The 20,353-nt window shown below is 46.5% G+C and carries 15 protein-coding genes and 4 tRNA genes; 1 reads left to right on the forward strand and 18 read right to left on the reverse strand.

All coding sequences use genetic code 11. The features are described from left to right. Positions 1-229: 229 nt before the first annotated feature. Positions 230-2,653, reverse strand: a complete 2,424-nt coding sequence (gene pbp4b, locus AAEU32_RS02830; protein ID WP_421969006.1) for a penicillin binding protein PBP4B — start codon at positions 2,651-2,653, stop codon at positions 230-232. Between the two features lie 404 nt (positions 2,654-3,057). Between pbp4b and AAEU32_RS02835 the strand changes: the two genes are divergently transcribed. Continuing rightward, complete coding sequence (locus tag AAEU32_RS02835) at positions 3,058-3,903, forward strand: MurR/RpiR family transcriptional regulator (protein WP_421969007.1); 846 nt, start codon at positions 3,058-3,060, stop codon at positions 3,901-3,903. Between the two features lie 54 nt (positions 3,904-3,957). Here AAEU32_RS02835 and AAEU32_RS02840 read toward each other — a convergent pair whose 3' ends face one another. The 17 genes from AAEU32_RS02840 to dsbC form a co-directional block, all read right to left on the reverse strand. Then, the gene (locus tag AAEU32_RS02840; RefSeq protein WP_421969008.1) at positions 3,958-5,121 is read right to left on the reverse strand and encodes an exo-beta-N-acetylmuramidase NamZ family protein; all 1,164 of its coding nucleotides are present in this window, start codon (positions 5,119-5,121) and stop codon (positions 3,958-3,960) included. Then, the gene (gene murQ, locus AAEU32_RS02845) at positions 5,114-6,058 is read right to left on the reverse strand and encodes an N-acetylmuramic acid 6-phosphate etherase (protein WP_421969009.1); all 945 of its coding nucleotides are present in this window, start codon (positions 6,056-6,058) and stop codon (positions 5,114-5,116) included. The genes AAEU32_RS02840 and murQ overlap by 8 nt, the downstream gene beginning before the upstream one ends. Positions 6,059-6,062: 4 nt before the next feature. After that, positions 6,063-6,932 (reverse strand): glucosamine kinase nucleotide-binding domain-containing protein, encoded by an 870-nt coding sequence (locus AAEU32_RS02850; protein WP_421969010.1) that lies wholly within the window; start codon positions 6,930-6,932, stop codon positions 6,063-6,065. Continuing rightward, positions 6,925-8,496: a sodium:solute symporter gene (locus AAEU32_RS02855; RefSeq protein WP_421969011.1), complete on the reverse strand. Its 1,572-nt coding sequence runs from the start codon at positions 8,494-8,496 to the stop codon at positions 6,925-6,927. The genes AAEU32_RS02850 and AAEU32_RS02855 overlap by 8 nt, the downstream gene beginning before the upstream one ends. Before the next feature lie 18 nt (positions 8,497-8,514). Continuing rightward, complete coding sequence (locus AAEU32_RS02860; protein ID WP_421969012.1) at positions 8,515-9,276, reverse strand: L,D-transpeptidase family protein; 762 nt, start codon at positions 9,274-9,276, stop codon at positions 8,515-8,517. After that, entirely contained in the window at positions 9,273-10,382 is a 1,110-nt protein-coding gene (locus AAEU32_RS02865; protein ID WP_421969013.1) for a dipeptide epimerase, read from the reverse strand. Before AAEU32_RS02865 ends, AAEU32_RS02860 begins: the two co-directional genes overlap by 4 nt. Further along, positions 10,379-11,803: an SH3 domain-containing protein gene (locus AAEU32_RS02870; RefSeq protein ID WP_421969014.1), complete on the reverse strand. Its 1,425-nt coding sequence runs from the start codon at positions 11,801-11,803 to the stop codon at positions 10,379-10,381. Before AAEU32_RS02870 ends, AAEU32_RS02865 begins: the two co-directional genes overlap by 4 nt. A gap of 97 nt (positions 11,804-11,900) precedes the next feature. Then, positions 11,901-13,157 carry a hypothetical protein gene (locus tag AAEU32_RS02875; RefSeq protein WP_421969015.1) on the reverse strand — a complete coding sequence of 419 codons (1,257 nt, stop codon included), beginning with the start codon at positions 13,155-13,157 and terminating at the stop codon, positions 11,901-11,903. Between the two features lie 408 nt (positions 13,158-13,565). After that, positions 13,566-13,642, reverse strand: a tRNA-Arg gene (locus AAEU32_RS02880). A gap of 44 nt (positions 13,643-13,686) precedes the next feature. Then, positions 13,687-13,763 (reverse strand) — tRNA-Arg (locus tag AAEU32_RS02885). Positions 13,764-13,934: 171 nt separating this feature from the next. Continuing rightward, a tRNA-Arg gene (locus AAEU32_RS02890) sits at positions 13,935-14,011 on the reverse strand. A 36-nt stretch (positions 14,012-14,047) separates the two neighbouring features. After that, a tRNA-Ser gene (locus tag AAEU32_RS02895) sits at positions 14,048-14,140 on the reverse strand. Between the two features lie 275 nt (positions 14,141-14,415). Next, positions 14,416-14,592: a hypothetical protein gene (locus AAEU32_RS02900; protein WP_421969016.1), complete on the reverse strand. Its 177-nt coding sequence runs from the start codon at positions 14,590-14,592 to the stop codon at positions 14,416-14,418. Between the two features lie 297 nt (positions 14,593-14,889). Then, positions 14,890-16,419: a lysine--tRNA ligase gene (lysS, locus tag AAEU32_RS02905; RefSeq protein ID WP_421969017.1), complete on the reverse strand. Its 1,530-nt coding sequence runs from the start codon at positions 16,417-16,419 to the stop codon at positions 14,890-14,892. A gap of 29 nt (positions 16,420-16,448) precedes the next feature. Beyond that, positions 16,449-17,547, reverse strand: a protein-coding gene (gene prfB, locus AAEU32_RS02910; RefSeq protein ID WP_421969018.1) for a peptide chain release factor 2 whose coding sequence is annotated in 2 segments (ribosomal slippage) — positions 16,449-17,471 and positions 17,473-17,547 — 1,098 coding nt in all. Because the reading frame shifts where the segments join, the coding sequence is not laid out codon by codon here. Positions 17,548-17,656: 109 nt separating this feature from the next. Then, positions 17,657-19,417 (reverse strand): single-stranded-DNA-specific exonuclease RecJ, encoded by a 1,761-nt coding sequence (gene recJ / locus AAEU32_RS02915; protein ID WP_421969019.1) that lies wholly within the window; start codon positions 19,415-19,417, stop codon positions 17,657-17,659. Positions 19,418-19,491: 74 nt separating this feature from the next. Continuing rightward, positions 19,492-20,241 (reverse strand): bifunctional protein-disulfide isomerase/oxidoreductase DsbC, encoded by a 750-nt coding sequence (gene dsbC, locus AAEU32_RS02920; protein WP_421969020.1) that lies wholly within the window; start codon positions 20,239-20,241, stop codon positions 19,492-19,494. Between the last annotated feature and the right edge of the window lie 112 nt (positions 20,242-20,353).

Here is a 20,353-nt window from a genome sequence, read left to right on the forward strand (position 1 = left end):
ATAAATTTTCACACACTGTATATTGCTAACGGATCGCTGTGTGTATGAATATATTTGTCTGTATGATGCCAATCGGCATAAATCTATTATCAAATATAGCGCTGGATAAATGATGAGCTATTGAAGTTGATTGTTAAGATATCTAGATAGAAAAAAACGGCATCATTCGATGCCGTTTGGGAGAATACCCGGGCAGGGGTATCCTGTGTTAGCTTGCTCTTACTGATTGTCAGCTCTGCGCCAAAATTGCCTCGTAGATACGGGTAATGACAGAGCCATATTTGCCGGTTTCAAACTCTTTACCAGCAAACCGATAATTCTCATCTGAACCTGTTACTTCGCTGTGTCGCGCGTTGGTAAATAACACGATAGCAAGGTCGTATTGTGGATCAATCACCGTGACGGTACCAGTCCAACCTGTATGGCCATACGCTTGCGGGCTGGCGTATGCACCAAAATGCCACGCCCGACTGCCGTTACCCGCTCTGCGCCAACCAAGACCATAACTTTCGTCTGTGGCTTCGGGTTTAATAAATTGATCCAACACACGCGGCGTAATGAGTTGCACTTCACCATAAATTCCCCGATTTAGCAACAACTGGCTAAGCTTTGCCACGCTGTATACATCGGCAAACAATCCTGCGTGCCCTGCTACGCCTGCCATTGAGTAAAATGCTTTTTCATCATGCACTTCACCTTGTAACACATACTCGCGCACACCATCAAAGTATTCTCTTCCACCACGAGTATTACCATGAATTTCTGTTGCGGCGATCTGCGTTTTCTCAACGCCTTTTTGCAATGGATTAAACACCATTGTATTGATATCTAATGGCGCATAAATTCGACTTTCCACATACGCATCTAACGGCATGCCTGTAATACGCTCAACCAATAAACCCAACAGCATGTAATCCACGTCACTGTATAGATGACGTTGGCCGCGCATCATTTCAAATGGGACACCGCGAGTAAGTAAGTACTTAGTCCACTCACTGTTAAGTGAATAAAACTGCTCGCCTAGATGATTATCCACACGGTGAAAATCAACCACTGCGGGGTAACCCGCCGTATGTGTTAGCAAGTCACTCACTAAACGTACCTCACGACCTTGACCATGATACTCGCGGATATAGTGACTAACGGGTTTATTCACATCCAATATGCCCTGTGATGCTAAGTGCATCAGCGCTAAGTTGGTGGCAAACATTTTAGTATTAGAGGCAATATCAAACAGTGTGTGCGGTGTCATAGGTTGCGCCACAGATAGGCGCTCGCCGTTGTCATCATACAAACGCGCATGACCATACGCACTTAGTTTCACTAACTGTCCCTTATGCACGACTGCGAGCGCTGCTCCAGGAAAGCCCTGCTCTATTTCTTCGCTTATCAACTGATCCACCTTGGAAAAGTCAATAACACGGTGTGTTTGTTGTAGCGTGGGGGCAGGAATGCGCACGTTTAATTGCGCGTCTTCAGGAATAACTGACTTGATGTGTATCGTGTTGATGCCATCACGAGTGCGCTTTGCGAGTGAGTAGCGATAGGTGTGATTTTCCTGCATCGGATTGGCAATACTAATTGTTTGCCCGTTGACAACAATTTCGGCGCTGCGAGCGTTAATATTCTCAATAATTATTTCACCACGCCCGCGATAGGCCTTAAAAGGTGCTTTGTAGTTCACTTCAAGGCGGGTACTAGGGTTCGGGTCGGGATACTGTAAATGCACCTGCTCATGCCCCAGCGGTTTCAGCTCAGGGGCAGCCTTGGGCAAGGCTAAATATTGCTCAAAGCGCTTATGTGCCAATTCGCTGTGGTATTTTTTTAACAATGCAAAGAGCACGGATGCGGTTTTTGCGTCTGCTTGAGCGTTCACTTGCCACGGTAAAAAATGCGCCTGAAAAGCACTAATAACATCACTCGTTTGCTTATCATGCACCGCGGTTACATCAATGCCATAACCATAATCTGCAAGCGCTTGCTGCATAATAGCCAGCGTTGGCGGCGCCACGCTAAAGTGCTGCCAGTAAAATTCCACATCCTGCTGCTCATACCATGCGCCTATTCCGGCTTTATGCAGTTGATACCATGGGAATCGCGGCCCTGGGTCGCTCTTTCGCCCAGGGGCAATATCAGAATGACCAATGATTTGCGTGGGACCAATATCAGGATTGCGCGCGAGAATATCTTTACTCAAATCAATCAGTAGCTGAATTTGCCTAGGATCATAATCAGGAAAAACACAAAAACGCTGGGGGGGTTGCACCGCCTGTACTCCTTCAAATTCCTCTCCTTGGTGCCCTAAAGTACTGACACTGCACTGTGGAACATTAACCACTTCAATACCAATAGAATGGTCATTCAAATCGCTACGCCCCTGCCAAAAGCTGCCACCTGCATGCCATGCTCGGTCTTGCTCACGCACCAGCTGCACCACTTCTAACTCACCATTTCGGTAACTCGGGTCGCCACTTTCAGGAATAAGATAGTGGGCGCTGAGGCCACCTTTTTGCGTCAGCACCCGCTCCGAATTTTCATAGTCAATTGCGGTGTAGTGCATTACTAAGAATTTGATGCGCTTAGAATAGTTTTGAGACTCTTTGAAGGTGTAACTGGTGCTACAACTCGCCAATATTAGAGCTACGCCAATCATTATTGACGCTTTCCTTGCTTGTTTTAAGAACATCAAACGCATATCAACCTGTAATAAAGATAAAAGCGAAATCAAAGTCACATGGCACTTGATCTAGACAGATGCCTAATACACTCACACCAAAATAATATTTTATTTATAAAAAATCAAACAAATAAGAATATATATTCCATAATAAAAGCGTTTACGCCGCAAATTTAGGAATAAAAAGCGAGTTGAAAATTTTGCATCACAATCTGAGTGTGCCAAACATCGTATTTTACCTTGATTTATGTGAAATTTTTTATTCCTTTATTTTGGAATATTAGGTTAAACTTAGGCTATTACGTCGCCGTTTACACAGGTGTTAAAAGGTAACACCACGCGTGTAAGATAGAAATCTAACAATAATTAAGTAACTTCCTATGTCGACATTTGTCAAAATCAAAGCGCTACGCCAATCTTTCTCAAGCAGTGAAGCCAAGCTTGCTGACTTTACCCTCAACTCGGCCAATGCTATTCGTGATCTGTCCTCTATTGAACTGGCCAAGGTTGTTGGAGTGAGTCAGTCCAGCGTGGTTAAATTTGCTCAAAAGCTTGGCTACAAGGGCTTTCCTGCCTTCAAACTTGCTGTTATTGATGCGCTTAACTCAGAGTCACCAGCACCGAAGCTACATGGAAAAATTACCTTAACAGATAGTTTAGAACAAATGGCTGAGAAGCTACTTGCCAGTAAAATGGCTGTGCTAACAGAAACCAAAAACCTTAACGAGGCATCAGCCATTGAGCATGCGGTTACCTTACTTAAAAATGCACGACGTGTAGCAATATGCGGACTAGGCGGCTCAGCACTCGTTGCTAAGGATTTCGCCTATAAGCTGCAAAAGCTTGGCATTGCTGCCATTGCCGAGGCAGATGGTCATGCGCAGCTCGCGTATGTATCAACGCTGGGTAAAGATGACCTAGTAATCGCGATTAGTGAATCTGGAAAAACCCGTGAAGTCGCGGAAGCAGCCCACCAGGCACATGAAAATGCATGCCCTGTTATAGCAGTAACCAAATTTGGCTCAAGCCCTGTAGCTGACGGCGCGACGGTTAATTTATACTCAGTCGCTGAAGAAGAGTCAGTGCGCTTGTCATCTATCCTCGCGCGCACCGCACAGGACTTTGTCATCGATATCGTGTTTATCGCTCTGACCCAGGCAACTCGCCCAGGGCGCAAACTCCTCGAGCACTCCAATGACGTGGTAAAAGCATTCCGCGAGAACTAAAAAAGGCCCGACAGGGCCTTTTCAATGCGTACTTCATAATTCACTTAGTATCTCTTAGTGATACAGCAAATAAGGGGCACGCCGCGCTTTAAATTCATCTAAGTCTGCCTGCCATGTTTGTTTGATGTCATGTTCTGACTTACCTGATTCGATTGCTGTGCGAAGCGCATCGGTACCCGCTAACTTATCCATAAAATCGGCACTGGTAAAAAACGTCATGTTGCGCATTTTGAAGCGCTCATGAGCGGCTATAAGCCAGCCTAAATCCAGCCCACGCACCTTACTTTGGCGCAAATCTAGCCCTTGAACGTGTTTGCCATTTAATTTGGGATTGCTGGCAGCACCGGCAATAGGCCGCGGTGAGAACGTAAACTCACCTAATGAAACCTCATCATGACCCAGCACTTGAAATGGAAAGTCTGTACCACGGCCAATACTCACAGGTGTTGCTTCAAAAAAGCATAATGATGGATACAAGCCGATGGCTTGGTCATTAGGCAGATTTGGACTGGGTTTAATCGGCAGCGAATACGCCATATCACGCGTGTAGTTAGCCACAGGGATCACGGTGAGTTCTGGCACGAGGCCCTCATCAAGCCAGTGTTCGCCAACAATCATCTGTGCCAATTCGCCCACAGTCATACCGTGCAACACAGGGATCGGATGCATGCCCACAAAAGAGCGAAACGGCTCTTTCAATACTGGGCCATCAACATAAGCAATATTAGGGTTTGGTCTATCAAGCACGATAAATGGCACCCCAGCCTGCGCACTCGCTTGCATCATGTAATGCATTGAACTGATATAAGTGTAAAAGCGCACACCCACATCTTGAATGTCAAAGATCACCACATCGACTTGTTGCATCACTTCAAGGCTTGGTTGCTTGTTCTTGCCATAGATAGAAATGATGGGCAGTCCAGTTTTGCTATCAATTGCTGAGTTGACATGGGCTCCAGCATCATGGTCGCCACGAAAGCCATGCTCTGGCGCAAAAATCGCGGTCACGTTAATGCTTTTTGCTAATAACGCGTCCACCAAATGAGCACCGCCCACTGTCGAGGTTTGATTTACCACCAAAGCCACACGCTTGCCTTTAAGAAGCGGGATATAGAGCTCAAACTGACTTGCCCCCACCTCAATACTGTTAGCGTGAAGCGTTTGCGGCACGCTCAGTGCGAGTACAAAACTGAATAAAGTTATGATGCGCTTAAGCATCTTCTTCGACCTCTTGCACTGCCGCGCGTAAGAAACCTTTATTGTTGTCTAAAAGCGCTTGACCTTGCTCTGCGGTTTTACCAGTAAGCAACATTAAAATCGCCAATTTAGCGCTTTGCTCAGCGTGCGTTAGGGCTTCAACAGCCTCTTGCTCGGTACATTCCGTAGCCTGCATAACAATGCGCACAGCCCGAGCTTTGAGCTTGTCATTACTGGCGTTAACATCAACCATAAGGTTTCGATATACCTTACCTGAGCGGATCATGCTGGCGGTGCTGAGCATATTAAGTACGAGTTTTTGCGCTGTGCCCGACTTCATTCGCGTTGAACCGGTAAGCGCTTCAGGGCCAACCACTGCAGCCAATGGAATATCTGCGGCATTGAGCACAGCTGAATTAGGAGAGCAAGCCACTCCCACGGTGACACACCCTTGCTCTTTGGCATAATTTAGCGCCGAAACCACATAAGGAGTGCGGCCACTAGCTGCAATCCCGACAACGACATCATCTGCACTTAATTGGTGGTTGTGTAAGTCTTGGATTGCCATCTCGGTGTTATCTTCTGCGCCTTCGACTGCGGTTTGAATCGCTTTTTCACCACCAGCAATAATGCCAATCACTTGGCTTGGGTCGACACTGAAAGTCGGTGGGCACTCAGCCGCATCTAACACCCCTAAGCGGCCACTGGTTCCCGCGCCGATGTAGATAAGACGCGCACCTTTGCTAAATGCACAGACAATGGCATCAACAGCTTGTGCGATATGAGGAATGATTTCTTTGAGTGCTGGCGCAACTTTCTGATCTTCATCATTAAGTTTGCGAAGAATGTCTTCGGTGGGCAGCAGATCAATATCTAAAGTTGCAGGATTCTGCCCTTCAGAAACAATCGTATTTAACTCTTTTAACAGCTTAGAACGACGCTCGTTTTGTAAACTCATTGAATTAATTCCACCTATTCTTGCTTTTCGCCAACATATAAGCACCGTCTAGGGCGAATCCTTTTGCAGGCTGCACCATCTGCTGACACTCACGTGACAATAATGGGGCCGTATTGTGCGCTAAACCGCCCAACAATACCACCGGCAAGTCAAAATTAGCGCGGGTGCGCTTTATCAGTGCTTCAACCGCCTGAATGTGTTTGCTCAGTACGTCGTCCGCATATTGACATTGCCCATGGTATTGCCATGGTAATTCGCTCAACTGGGCAAAATCGGCCACACTCGCATTCGCAACCCATTGATTTATCGAGGCTCTATCCGAACCTATGCACTCAACCAATGCCCCCAACACTCCCGTTATTGGCCATGCGGAATCAATTGCCGACATTAACGCCTGTATAAGCAAAGCACCGAGACGCGCACCACTGCCTTCATCGCCAAGCAAAAAGCCCCAGCCCCCGACTAAATGCGTACTGCCATCGGCGAGTAAACGCATACCTACAGAGCCAGTTCCAATGGCAACACAGGCGACGGGCTCGCCAAGGTTGGCGCCGTATGCACTCGTTAACGCGTCACTGACAACAAGCACATGAGTAAAGCCGCATTGTTGCAGCTTTTCTTGCAATACATTTCTCGCCTCAAGGTTTGTTGCCCCAGCAACGCCAACAACAATCTCTGCGTCATTCACGTTAACATTTGCCCGAGTAAGCAATGCCTCACTTTGACTGATAATGCTGTGGCAACTTGCTGATAGGTCATAACTTAACGATGAGCCTGCGCCTTGGCTTTGCTCAACAATACACCCCTCAGGGTTATACAGGCGTAACGCCGTTTTTGTGCCGCCACCGTCAACGGCCAACACCCACTTAGTCATCACTCACCTGCCGACTTTTACGCCCCATTGCACACACCAAGGTTGCCAATGCTGTACCTATGCAGAGTTGCCAAGTAAAACCAAGATTAAATTGCCATGTGCTAGGCAGTACCACCTCTTGCACGTATGGCTGCATAATGAGCGTTGCTACGAAGCCAATTATCAAAGCCGCTAATACAGAAGATTCGCTGCCACGCCCCAAAAATAAAGTTGTTAAATACACGCCCAATAATCCGGAATAGGAAAAAACCATCACGCTCAGTGCAAATTTAAGCAAAGGCATTTGCGAATACTGCTGCCAGAAGTAACACAAAATTGCCATTGCCCCCAATGCGCAAGAAACGCCTGACATAGCCCAACGGCCAACCACCACATAATGATGGTCATCAGTTTCTTTGGCATGTTTTTCATGCCATGGTTTATAGATGTCTTGCACGACCACCGATGCCATGGAGCTTAGTCCTGAGTTAAGTGTAGATATCGCTGCGGCGATAATGCCAATAGTCACCAGTCCTTTCACACCAGCAGGGATTTCATTGAGTACGTAGTGCATAAACACCGTGATTTTCTCGCCGTTAAACTGGCCAACGTTAGAACCATCTACTGCTCCCATCATGATATCTGGGCGCTGGTAGAACACATATAACAGCAGGCCAATCACGATAAATAGCAACATCACGGGGATCACCATGGCAATACTCAACATGATTGCTCGACTTCCTGAGCGCGCATCTTTACAGGTCAGCACCCGCTGAGTCATATCTTGGTCAAGGCCAAAGGCGGCGATATTAAGGAGCACAAAACCGGTCAATACTGAGGCCATGTTGAACACCCCTGCAGGTGAGAAATCGAGATCAAACTTAAACAAGGCAAGCTTGGAGTCTTGTCCCGATGTAGGGTGGCGCAACGCGTCAACGATGGTGGCAAAGTCTGCAGGAATAGCGAGCCATAAACTGATAATCACACACACAGCGGCACCGGTGTAAACGATACATTGAATCACGTCAGAGTAAATCACAGTGCGGATGCCACCAAATATGGTGTACGCAATACCTACAACCACCAGCACGATGGTAGCAATAATGACGCTACTTGGCGCAATATTACCATAGAGGATCATCGCCACAGCGATAGCAGCCATATATAAACGTGCACCACTTGCGAACACGCGACCGAAGAGATACATCAGTCCTGCACGTTGCTTCGCTTTGGGGCCAACTTGTTGCTCCAATAACTCATACACGGTGTAAACACGATACCGATAAAACCGTGGGATCAACACTTGGGCCACAATAATGGCCGCTATAAATGCACCTATGTTAGTTGCTAAATAGGATAGATCTCCTTGATAACCTTGATCTGGCCCACCAATAAAGGTTGCTGCTGATTGTGAGGTTGCCAGTACCGACACAGCAACCATCCATGTTGGCATCGCGTTACCACCGAGAAAATACTCTGCTGAGGTCTGCGCCTTTTTGCGGTTAAACCACCACGCGGTGATGGCAATAAGGGCCGCGTAGGCACCGAATACCAGCCAATCGAGGGGCTCATAATGTGCGTTCATGTATACTTTGTCTTCTTATTATTTTTGTGTGTTCAAGCGAGGTAGCTGCCACTGACTTTGCTTTAGTGCGTATTCCATGCGCGGTAAAATCACCATCAAAGGCTGTTTGTCTTTATCTAACCATGCCAACAAGGCATCCATATCTGCTTCAGCCATGGCTGTACACCCTGCTGTTGGTTTATCTGCATCCCGCCATAAATGCATGAAGATACAGCTACCCGCGCCATCAATATTATCTGGGTTATGTGCCACCACGATGCCTTTTTTGTACAGGTCATCTTGGCTATGAATGTCACGTCGCATGGCCTCCGAAGAACCTTCTACTGCCTTTGCACCAACATTCGCGGTATTCACTAGCTGGTTGTAATACGGCGAACCTGTAACATCGATACAATAATCTTGGGCATCCATCGCCTGATAATCCAAACCGGTAGTGACAGACTCGAGATAACCAAATGCAGTACCTAGGGCAAAAATACCCGCGGGAGCTTTCCCGTCACCTTCAACTTTTTGTTGCCCTTGTTGCGGCGCATGCAAGCCAATGCCCCACGCTAACCCCGTGCGACCAATCACGACGGCACTGGGCTCGCCGACAGCTTGCCAAGAGTCAGTAGCATCGCGCTCAAATAAGGTCATTTCGCCTTGGATATCAGTCCATGAATCAGTCACCACTACAGCAAGTTGCTGAGCGTGAGCATTAATTGGGTTCGCCTGCGCACCATGACCCCAACATAGTAGAGTTACCACACTCAGCATGAGGCTTTTTAGTTTATAATTCATCGCCATACTCCGTCTGCAAGGTCTATCAGCCCATCAATGTGCGTTACTCCGAGCCCAGGCGAGCCATTGAGCACGATGCGTGGGCCTGCAAATGTTGCTCCGCCTTGCACAGGGTCATACTGTCCAAGCGCAGGGCCATCTAAGTCAATTAAGCTGATTTGCTGTGACTTGGCTGCCGCCAAGTGAGCGGCGGCAGAGACGGCAATGCTGCCCTCTAACATACAGCCAATCATACATGGGCAGTCATAGGTAGCGGCGATATCAGCAATGCGAATCGCGCGACTTAAACCACCACTTTTCATTAATTTAATATTGATAATGTCTATAGCACCGCGCTCTAGCAAAGTGATCACCTGCTTGGGAGAGAAAGCACTTTCGTCGGCCATGATTTTTGATTGCACGCGCTGGCGAATATAGTGTAAACCATCGATATCATGGGCTTTCACGGGCTGCTCCACCAGCTCAAGCTTAATTCCTGCACTTTCAATTCGTTGCAATGCATCGACTGTTTGTTTAGCGTCCCACCCTTGGTTCACGTCCAAACGCAGTGCGGCTTTACTCCCTACATGAGAGGCGATAGCGTGCACCCGCTTAATGTCTTGTTCAACCTCGTTGCCAATTTTAATTTTCAGTACGTCAAAGCCGTTAGCGAGGGCAATATCACAGTCTGCCAGCATTTTATCTATGCTATCTACGCTAATAGTCACGTCTGTCTTTAATTCACTTTGCACTGCACCCAAAGCTTGATGCAAAGGCAAACCAAGGTGCTGGCTCCAAAGATCATAAAGCGCTATTTCCAACGCGGCTTTGGCGCTACTGTTTGCCACCACGACACCCGCCAAATGGTCACACAACGCATTGATATTGCGTACATCTTGGCCAATAAGCTGAGGCGCCATTACGCTACTAATAATGCTCATCATCGACTGGTGTGTATCGCCCGTAATAACCGGCGTACTAGGGGCGCTGCCATAACCTGTTTTGCCGCACTGGGTATCTATCATTACCACTAAATCTTCAATGCTTGAAACGGTGCGCAGCGCTGTTTTAAACGGAGTATGTAGCGGCACTGACATACGTGCAAAGCGAACTGACTGAATCTTCATTGCACAGTGCCTGCGGCAATGCGTTTTATGGCATAGGTTTTATCTAGGTATGATGTGCTGGCATTTAAATGCAATGGCAACAGCGGCGTGACCGACACACCGTTGAGTTCACCGTCATAAAACTCATCGTTGTCTTTGAGGTAACCCAACCCTTTGACATCATGAATCACATAAGGCTCACCGTCATAATCGCCGATATACATCATTACGTGGCCGGGAATGTAAATCAGATCCCCTACCTGCATATTGTTAAGTACTGCCAGCTTTTGCTGAGATGTTGCGCTGCTATCAAAGCGCCAATTTTGGCCATATTCCCCTGCACCTTGCCACGAGGAATTACGAGGCATCAGCACGCCAAAGGTTTTGTATATTTCACCAACAAAGCCGGTGCAGTCACGCGCCTTGTAGTCATGCCCCCACCCATAGCGCTCACCTAAAAATTTAAAGCCTTGAGCAATGAGGTTGTGGCTGGTCAAAGGTAAATAGCCAACAGTGACATCGCTGGAGCGTGGCAACAGTGCCGTATTAAAGCTAAGCGTGCCGTCGCTGTTACGCACAGGTAATTTTACAATATAACTAGCAAAGCTATTTTGGCCATGAGTAAGATGCTCAATATCTTGTTGTGGCATCAGCGCCAAGCGCACCCCCATATCAAGTTGCACTTGCGACACGTGCGGTTTGTTTGGCACAAATGTGGTGTCGACTTTATCACCTGTAACCACGATAAAGTCTTTCGCATGCATGTAATCACGTATTTCGGCCTTGTTACCCACCGCTATATCGGATTTTTTTACCCAGGCGGTGTAGTTGTAGGCGGCAACTAAATACCATTGCTTATCAGCGCTTTGGTGCAATATCGCCACTGCTTCTCCAGGGAATGCGCCACTTTCTTGAAAACGATCTAAATCAACATCCATTTCGGCATTGAGGACGCGATCATCCGTTGGAAAAGTACGCAACGAGGTGCGGGTGACAACCATTCCAAAGTGCACTTTGTTACTTTCTTTAATTGCACCTATGTTGGTATTGGCATGATAGCGAGCAAAATCTGCTTCAGTGAGCGCTGTGCCATCAACATAAAATCGAGGGCTTGATGGCGTTGAACTGGTGTTTCCAATAGTGGCCCTAAGTTGTTGTGCACTGAGCTCACTAGAATAAGCGAGCGGGTCAATCACGTGTTTGTTGGTGGCAATCAAATCGCGGTTAAACGCCTGTATTTGTGCTCTGTTCATTATTGGTGTGTGATCAGCGTGGCGCTCTAACCAAAACGAGGGGGAAAGCATAACCTGCTGCACTTGAGGCACATCGCTCACAAAAGGTGCAACACCTTGCATCGACGAGGGCTCTGCATAACTATGCGCAGCGCCCATCAGAGCGCTTAGCACTATAACTGACAATAATGACTTACGGCTTTTATTCATTGTTATTCTCCGAGCGCGACTTGGGAAAAACCCAGCTATCACTTAATTGCTTTATCCTAGCAAACTATTTCTATAACAAACACCACTTAGGAATACTTTATTCTTTTAATTGTGTAAGTGCACGAATTAACAATGACTCCAATTTCCGCCCTGCATGAACAACCTGGCTTTCACTGGCCCCTGAAACCCCTACCTGAGCGGCAATGGTGAACGAGCGACTTGTGGCATCATGTGGTAAACACACCTGAGCAATTAACACTTGTTCGCTTTGGCCTCGCGTTTCACTCGGGCCCCAACCAATCTTTTGCCATACGCGCCATTTCCCATCGGAGCTATTCTCCAGCCAATGTATCGCCTCACTCGACTCTTTATTGCCAAAAGCGCGAGCGATGGCATGATGTAATGACAGCCCAATGCCTTTGCTCATACCGCCAATTGCGTTTGGGTGACCATAAAACAACACCTCTATATCCTCAGCCGTCAAATTTGGATGTGCGGTTGAAGGTTCCAAAGAGTGCATACTTAATCGTTTTAACCATTCAGCTTGGGCAAGCGTTGTCATCGGTTTGTTGCCCGTTAAGGCGCAACTATCACAACGGTATGTCTGATAATGCGGATCGTCACTGGCCTTTAGAAAATATGGTGCCGCGACCACTTCGTTACCTTGCTGCCAGTTCAAATTACTGGGTGTAAACACCTCGTTGGCATAGGCACCACTGAAATGAATACTGGGATCATCCAGTTTTAGCCATGTGTCGTGAAACAGACTGCTGAGGTGACCTCGTGTGGCTAAGTTGGCGAAGTAAGTGGCAATGGCGTTGGAGTTACCATCTGCAGCCCCTTCTGCTTGATAACTATGAATACTGGTAATAAGGTCAACCACAGGCACATCACCGGCCTTAGCAAGTGCTCCGACATTTCCCTTAGCGCGCATATGACTGAGTGCACCTGTAATCGCCATCACTTTGGAACTACTCCATGGCTCATACACCTGACTCTGAGTGCGATTGGCAAAATATTTGTAGTGCGGCACACCTTGTTTATCTTGCACGGTTTCAATTACCAAGATTCGTCCTTCCTCAGGGGGGATATTAAAGTAGTCCCACTGTGCATCAAGGCGCTGCACCCAACCTGGTTCGTTGTAATTTATTTGCTCTGCGCTTTTACCAAAGTCATCCTTTATTGGCAGCGTGCAACTGATATTTCGCTCACTGAGATCTGTGGGCACAGGCGGCATAGCCAGCATCACAGAGTCCATATAAGCTTGCTCTATCGGCTCAAGGACTTCTTCTGCTTGGAGTTTTCCGTGACAAAGCAAGGGCGTGGTCAAAATAACAGGCAACAAATATTTCATTTTATTGTTTTTAACAGAATATTTTATTTAACTTTACCACAGGTTTAAATTTGCGCAAATACAGAATGTTAGGTTATGCAGCCGAGCCGGCACTGGGTTGTATGCAAGAGAAATGTCAGGCTGAAGCCTGACCTACAAAAGGGTCTAAGTTCACAGGTGTCATGTAGGTAAGGCTTTAGCTTTACATTGTATGGGCGAGAAATGTCAGGCTGAAGCCTGACCTACAAAAAGGTCTAAGATCACCCATGCCATGTAGGTAAGGCTGCAGCTTTACGTTGTATGGGCGAGAAATGTCAGGCTGAAGCCTGACCAACAAGTGATATTCGTTGGAAAGGGATGCGTTTACTAAATTTCAGGCATAAAAAAACCAACTTTCGTTGGTTTATTCTCACTTCCTGTTAAAAGAAGTGGCGGACGCAGGAGGATTCGAACCTCCGACCGCCTGGTTCGTAGCCAGGTACTCTATCCAGCTGAGCTATGCGTCCGTTATGTCTTCGAACTTTCGTTCTGATTTTTCACTTTAAAATGATGGCGGACGCAGGAGGATTCGAACCTCCGACCGCCTGGTTCGTAGCCAGGTACTCTATCCAGCTGAGCTATGCGTCCGTTTCATAAAAAAGTGACTTATAGATACTAGACCATCTTGAAAGTAGATGGCGAATGCAGGCTAAGATTCGGAATCAGTAGACCCAAAAGGTCCAACGCCATATGCACACGCTGTCAATTCATGATGAAACCAGTGATTACTGGTTTATTCTCACTTCCTGTTAAAAGAAGTGGCGGACGCAGGAGGATTCGAACCTCCGACCGCCTGGTTCGTAGCCAGGTACTCTATCCAGCTGAGCTATGCGTCCGTATCTATAACCAAAGAATAGCCATTTATAAATAAATGGCGGAGAAGGAGGGATTCGAACCCTCGATAGGGCTACAAACCCTATACTCCCTTAGCAGGGGAGCGCCTTCAGCCACTCGGCCACCTCTCCGTCTTTGTGGGGCGTATAATAAAGGGTTGAGCAAATATGTCAAACACTTTTATATCAAAATACGCCTGTCTGCTCAGAGATTGTGCACACCTGCCTTGTAAAGCAGTTTAAAGTTTACTTTTCAGCCACTTTCACGCTGACTTTTTGCACAAACTTGCGCGTTATCCTAGTTAAAATCAGCGCTTTTATGCACCTAGTCCACACTTTTGCGCTATTACCTTGCAGACAAAAAAAATGGCCTTGATAAGCCATTTTTTCTGATTACGTACGATGTACTATTTTGTTCCAGTCTTTGCCTCTGGTCCTTTAATTTTTGCTTCGAAATCTTCGAATATTTCGTTCAGAAACTGGTCCCGATAGCCTAGTCGTTCAAATTCCAAAATACAGGCTCGATAATACGCTTCGCGTTTATCGTCTACCGGAATATCTGGAATGATTTCCTCTTTACTCACTATCCTGCCCCCATGTTATTTTTATTCTGTCCTTAAGTTAGGCACAATTATAGACTAGATATGAAAAATTAAAAGCTTAGATGAACATTTGTTCAGTTTCAGAATGGAAGTAAATCGCAAAAAAATCAAGTGATTAATTTTATATCATTGAGTTGATTATACTTTTTAGGAATTTACGGCGGTGATTTTGATACTAATTAACTTGGGGGATGTTGATAGACATCAAATATATCGTGCAACAAATGCAATAAAAAACGCGGCTCTAGGCCGCGTTTTTAAGTCATGCTTTGATAAATCTTATTCTGGGCGCATGTGCGGGAATAAGATTACATCTTTAATTGTTGGTGAGTCAGTGAATAACATCACTAGACGGTCAATACCAATACCCTCACCCGCTGTTGGCGGTAGGCCATACTCTAGCGCACGGATATAATCATCGTCGAAGTGCATCGCTTCATCGTCACCTGCATCTTTTTCTTCAACCTGACGAGCAAAGCGCGCAGCTTGATCTTGTGCATCGTTAAGCTCTGAGAAGCCATTTGCAAGCTCTCGGCCACCAACGAAAAATTCAAAGCGATCAGTAACAAATGGGTTTTCATCGTTACGACGGGCCAATGGCGACACTTCCCATGGGTACTCTGTGATGAAAGTTGGTTGAATCAGCTTGTGCTCTGCTGTTTCTTCAAAGATTTCACACATGTACTTGCCTGCACCCCAAACGCAGTTTTCAGGGATTTTAACGTGTACTTGCTTAGCATATGCGATTAACTGCTCAAGATGATTTTCAGGATCTGCAAATACTGCCGCGTCAAACTCTGGGTTGTACTTCATGATGGCATCAGCCATGCTCAAGCGCGTGAACGGCTGACCGAAGTCATATTCAATAGTATCAACTACTTCACCTTCAGCGTTTTTAGTCGTGTTTACAACAGTTGTTGTGCCCAACACATCTTGTGCCACTGTGCGTAGCATGTCTTCTGTGATGTTCATCAAATCATTGTAATCAGCATACGCTTGGTAGAATTCAATCATTGTGAATTCTGGATTGTGACGTGTTGAAAGACCTTCGTTACGGAAGTTACGGTTAATTTCAAATACGCGGTCAAAACCACCTACTACCAAACGCTTGAGATAAAGCTCTGGTGCAATGCGCAGGTACATATCAATATCAAGCGCATTGTGGTGAGTCACAAATGGACGCGCCGATGCTCCGCCTGGGATAACCTGTAGCATAGGCGTTTCAACTTCCATGAAGTCACGATCAGCTAGGAAACGACGGATGCCTTCGATTACCTTAGAACGAATACGGAATGTTTCACGCGTTTCCATGTTGGTGATCAAATCAACGTAACGCTGACGATATTTGGTTTCTTGGTCAGATAAGCCATGGAACTTCTCTGGCAATGGACGCAATGATTTAGTCAGTAGTTCATATTCGTGCATATCTACATATAAATCGCCTTTACCCGATTTATGTAGCGGGCCAGCAACACCGATAATGTCACCAATATCAAGTTGACCGTATTTTTCTTTCAAATCTTTTTGTACATCTTTTGATGCATAAGCCTGAATGCGGCCTTTCATGTCTTGAAGTACAAGGAATGGACCACGCTTCGCAAGGATACGACCTGCAACAGCAACGTGATGATCAAGCTCAACAAGTTCTTCTTTTGATTTATCACCAAACTCAGCTTGAAGATCAGCAGTGTAGTGTTTTCGACGGAAGCTATTTGGGTGACCGTTAGCACTACAATTTTCGCGGATAGCGTCGAGCTTTGCGCGACGTTCTGCAATTAATTTGTTTTCGTCTTGGATTTGATCTGTCATTTTTTAGCTCTATTAATTTGGCGTTTTACTTACAGGCCTGACTTGAGGCTTGCTTCAATAAACTTGTCGAGATCACCGTCAAGCACAGCTTGGGTGTTACGGTTCTCAACTCCAGTGCGCAAATCTTTGATGCGCGAGTCATCAAGTACATAAGAGCGGATCTGAGATCCCCATCCAATGTCTGATTTAGCATCTTCTTGCGCTTGCTTCTCAGCATTTTGCTTTTGCAACTCAAGCTCAAACAACTTTGCTTTTAGCTGCTTCATCGCTTGGTCTTTGTTTTTGTGCTGCGAACGGTCGTTCTGACATTGCACCACAGTATTGGTCGGTAAGTGAGTAATACGTACCGCAGATTCAGTTCGGTTTACGTGCTGACCACCGGCGCCCGATGCACGATATACGTCAATACGTAAGTCTGCTGGGTTAATATCGATTTCGATATTGTCGTCAATTTCCGGATATACGAATGCCGATGCAAACGAAGTATGACGGCGACCACCTGAATCGAATGGGCTCTTACGCACTAAACGGTGAACACCTGTTTCTGTACGTAACCAACCATAGGCATATTCACCACTGATTTTCACTGTGGCGCCTTTAATACCGGCAACATCACCATCAGTTGCTTCTACGATTTCAGCTTTAAAGCCTTTGGCTTCAGCCCAACGTAAGTACATGCGCAGCAACATGTTGCACCAATCTTGCGCCTCGGTTCCACCTGAACCTGCTTGCAAGTCTAGGTATGCATCATTGCTGTCTTGAGCACCACTGAACATACGACGGAATTCAAGCGTCTCTAGATGGCTATTTAAGTCTTCCAGTTCAGCTTGCGCTTCTGCAAAAGTTTCTTCGTCTTCTGCCTCTACTGCTAACTCAACCAGACCTTCAACATCGTCTGTGCCACCTTCGAGTTTTTCGATGGTTTCAACAATGGCCTCTAGGCTTGATTTTTCTTTACCAAGCGCTTGTGCGCGCTCAGGTTCATTCCATACCGCCGGGTCTTCGAGTTCGGCATTCACTTCTTCTAAACGCTCTTTTTTGTGAGCGTAGTCAAAGATACCCCCGAAGAAGCTCAGTACGTTCGCGAATTTCCTTGATTTGGTTAATCACAGGATTCACTTCAAACATGCATGTTACTCCGCAAAAATGGTCATCGCGCCGATGCAAATTAGGCGCGTCAATAAAAGCGCCCGATTTTAGCAAATAATTGCTCGCTTTATTAGCGCTTTTATACGAATTAGTACAAATTTATTGCGCTAGAAGGTTTCGCGCGCTTTTGCATTTCTCTGACGATTAATTGCAGCGAAAATTGGCCACGAAATTCGTTGATATCGAGCTGATACGCCAAATGCACATATTGCACTTGGGTATCGGGCCACGCCCGCACATCGATATTAAAAGCGATGGCATCCACCACGCGACCACTTTGGTGGCGCAACACCAATTTAAGATGCTTATCACCCACCACACGTTGTTGCAGTAGTTCAAAGGTATGCTCAAATACCGGCTCTGGGAAATGCTGACCAAATGGTCCTGCTTGGCGCAATAATTCGGCGAACTCAAGGGTGAAGCAATCACCGGGGAGCTCACCATCGGTCAGTAACACACATTCTTTGGCTTCATCAGTAAGTACTTTGGCAACCTCGGCACAAAATACTCGCTGAAACTCCAAAAATCGCTCTTCAACAATGCTCAGGCCCGCGGCCATGGCGTGACCGCCAAATTTAACTATCAGACCCGGGTGCACAGCATCTATGTGTGCCAATACATCACGCATATGTACGCCCTCAATGGAGCGACAAGAGCCTTTTAGCTGGCCATTATCACCCTGAGCAAATATCGCAGTTGGCCTATGATGTTGCTCTTTTAAGCGCCCTGCCAAAATACCGATAACACCTTGGTGCCAATCTTGCTGATATAAACACAGTGCATCGGGTGCGTTTTCGCTCCCGAGTGACAGCTTTGCCAGTGCTGCTTGGGCTTCTTGCTGCATGCCTTGCTCAATTTCCTTGCGCTCAGCATTGAGGCCATCAAGTTCATAAGCAATACGACGTGCATTATTAATATCCGCAGACAACAAACACGCGATGCCCAAACTCATATCATCTAAACGCCCTGCTGCATTGAGGCGAGGTGCCAGAGCAAAACCAAAATCACTCGCACTGAGGCGCGCTTGATTACGCTTGGCTACTTCAATAAGGGCTTCAATACCTGGGCGAGTCTTACCTGCGCGAATGCGCGCTAGCCCTTGGTGAACGAGCGTACGGTTATTAGCATCAAGAGCCACAACATCGGCAACCGTGCCAAGGGCTACAAGGTCGAGCAAGTTACCAAGGTTGGGTTCAGCACAATTATGTTCAGCAAACCAATTGGCTTCTCGCAGTGCATGACGAAAGGCGATAAGCAGGTAAAAGGCCACCCCCACTCCAGCAATCGATTTTGATGGAAATTGGCAATCATGACGATTTGGATTAACGATGGCATCGGCGTTGGGTAGCTGCTCACCTTGGAGGTGGTGATCTGTAACCAGCACCTTGATGCCTGCCTCTTTCACCTTGGCAATGCCGTTAATACAGGAAATCCCACTGTCTACGGTAATGACCAAATCAGGCTGCAGAGCAATAATGTGTGCGGCTAGCTCAACACTCAACCCATAACCAAAGTTAAACCTGTCAGGCACTAAATAATCGAGGTTAACAAAGCCAAACATACGCAAGCCCTGCATGAGAGTCGCGGTACTGGTTGCGCCATCGGCATCAAAGTCGCCAACGATAAGTACTTTCTCTTGTTTTTGAAGGCTTTCAAACAGTAGCTTTGCGGCTTTGTCTATATCTTGGAATAACCTAAAGTCATGCAAGGTGTTGACGCTGTTGTCTATGTGTGTGGCATGTTCAACACCGCGCGATGCATAAATCTGGCGGATCACTGGGTGTAATTGCGGGTGTAAGTGGCTGTCATCGACTCGCTTGCGCGCGATGATAGTGGTTTTCGCCTGCAAGGCTAGACTCCATATAAAAAAGGCCTGATGTCACTGTGGTTATACCCAGTCACAACAGGCCCCTAAATTATCAATTATGATTTGTTATTAAGCTGATCGATTGTGTGGCTAATTGCCGCAGCAGGCTGATATCCAGGGATCATGCTGCCATCAGACAAGATAATTGCCGGCGTACCACTGATACCGAAGCTTTGACCCAGCTGGTAATGCTCAGCAACAGGGGCACTACACTGCTCAACGGCTTCAGGTTTAGTGCCTGCTTTGGCCTCGGTAAGTGCTGTTTGCTTATCAGCTGCACACCATACATTCATCAGATCAGTGTAACCATCACCACGTAAACCGCCGCGAGGGAATGCTAAGTACTGCACTGTAATACCTGCTTCAAGGTAATCGTCTAGCTCGCGATGTAGCTTACGGCAATAGCCACAGGTAATGTCTGTGAACACCGTGATTTTGCCTTTTTCATTGTCAGCTTTGTAGACGATCATCGAATCTTCATATTCTTTTACGCCATCAAGACGTACACCACTTAGCGCTGCTTCGGTTAAGTTTTTACGCTCTTGTAAGTCAATCAATGTGCCTTGCATTAAATAACGACCATCAGCACTGGCATAGAATACGCCTTTATCAGTGATTACTTCTTGTACACCGGCCATTGGGCTTGGGTTTAGACGCTTTACATTAATCCCTACAGCCGCCAACTTTTGTTGAACGTCACTTACTTGCTCAACCATATTTGCAGCTGCTGGTTGTTCTGCCATAAGTTGATAACTGGTTGCAGCACTAACACCGGCAACTGCCAATGCGATAACTAATTTTTTCATACTTATAATTCTCTAAAGCTACTTATATATTCAGTAGACCGTACAACAAGGGTAAAATTCACAACAGCCATGTAGGTGAGTGAAATACACGCTTTCTTCCTGCCAAGCAATA

Origin of the sequence: Pseudoalteromonas maris (assembly GCF_049257235.1) — a bacterium.
In the GTDB taxonomy this organism is placed as follows: domain Bacteria; phylum Pseudomonadota; class Gammaproteobacteria; order Enterobacterales; family Alteromonadaceae; genus Pseudoalteromonas.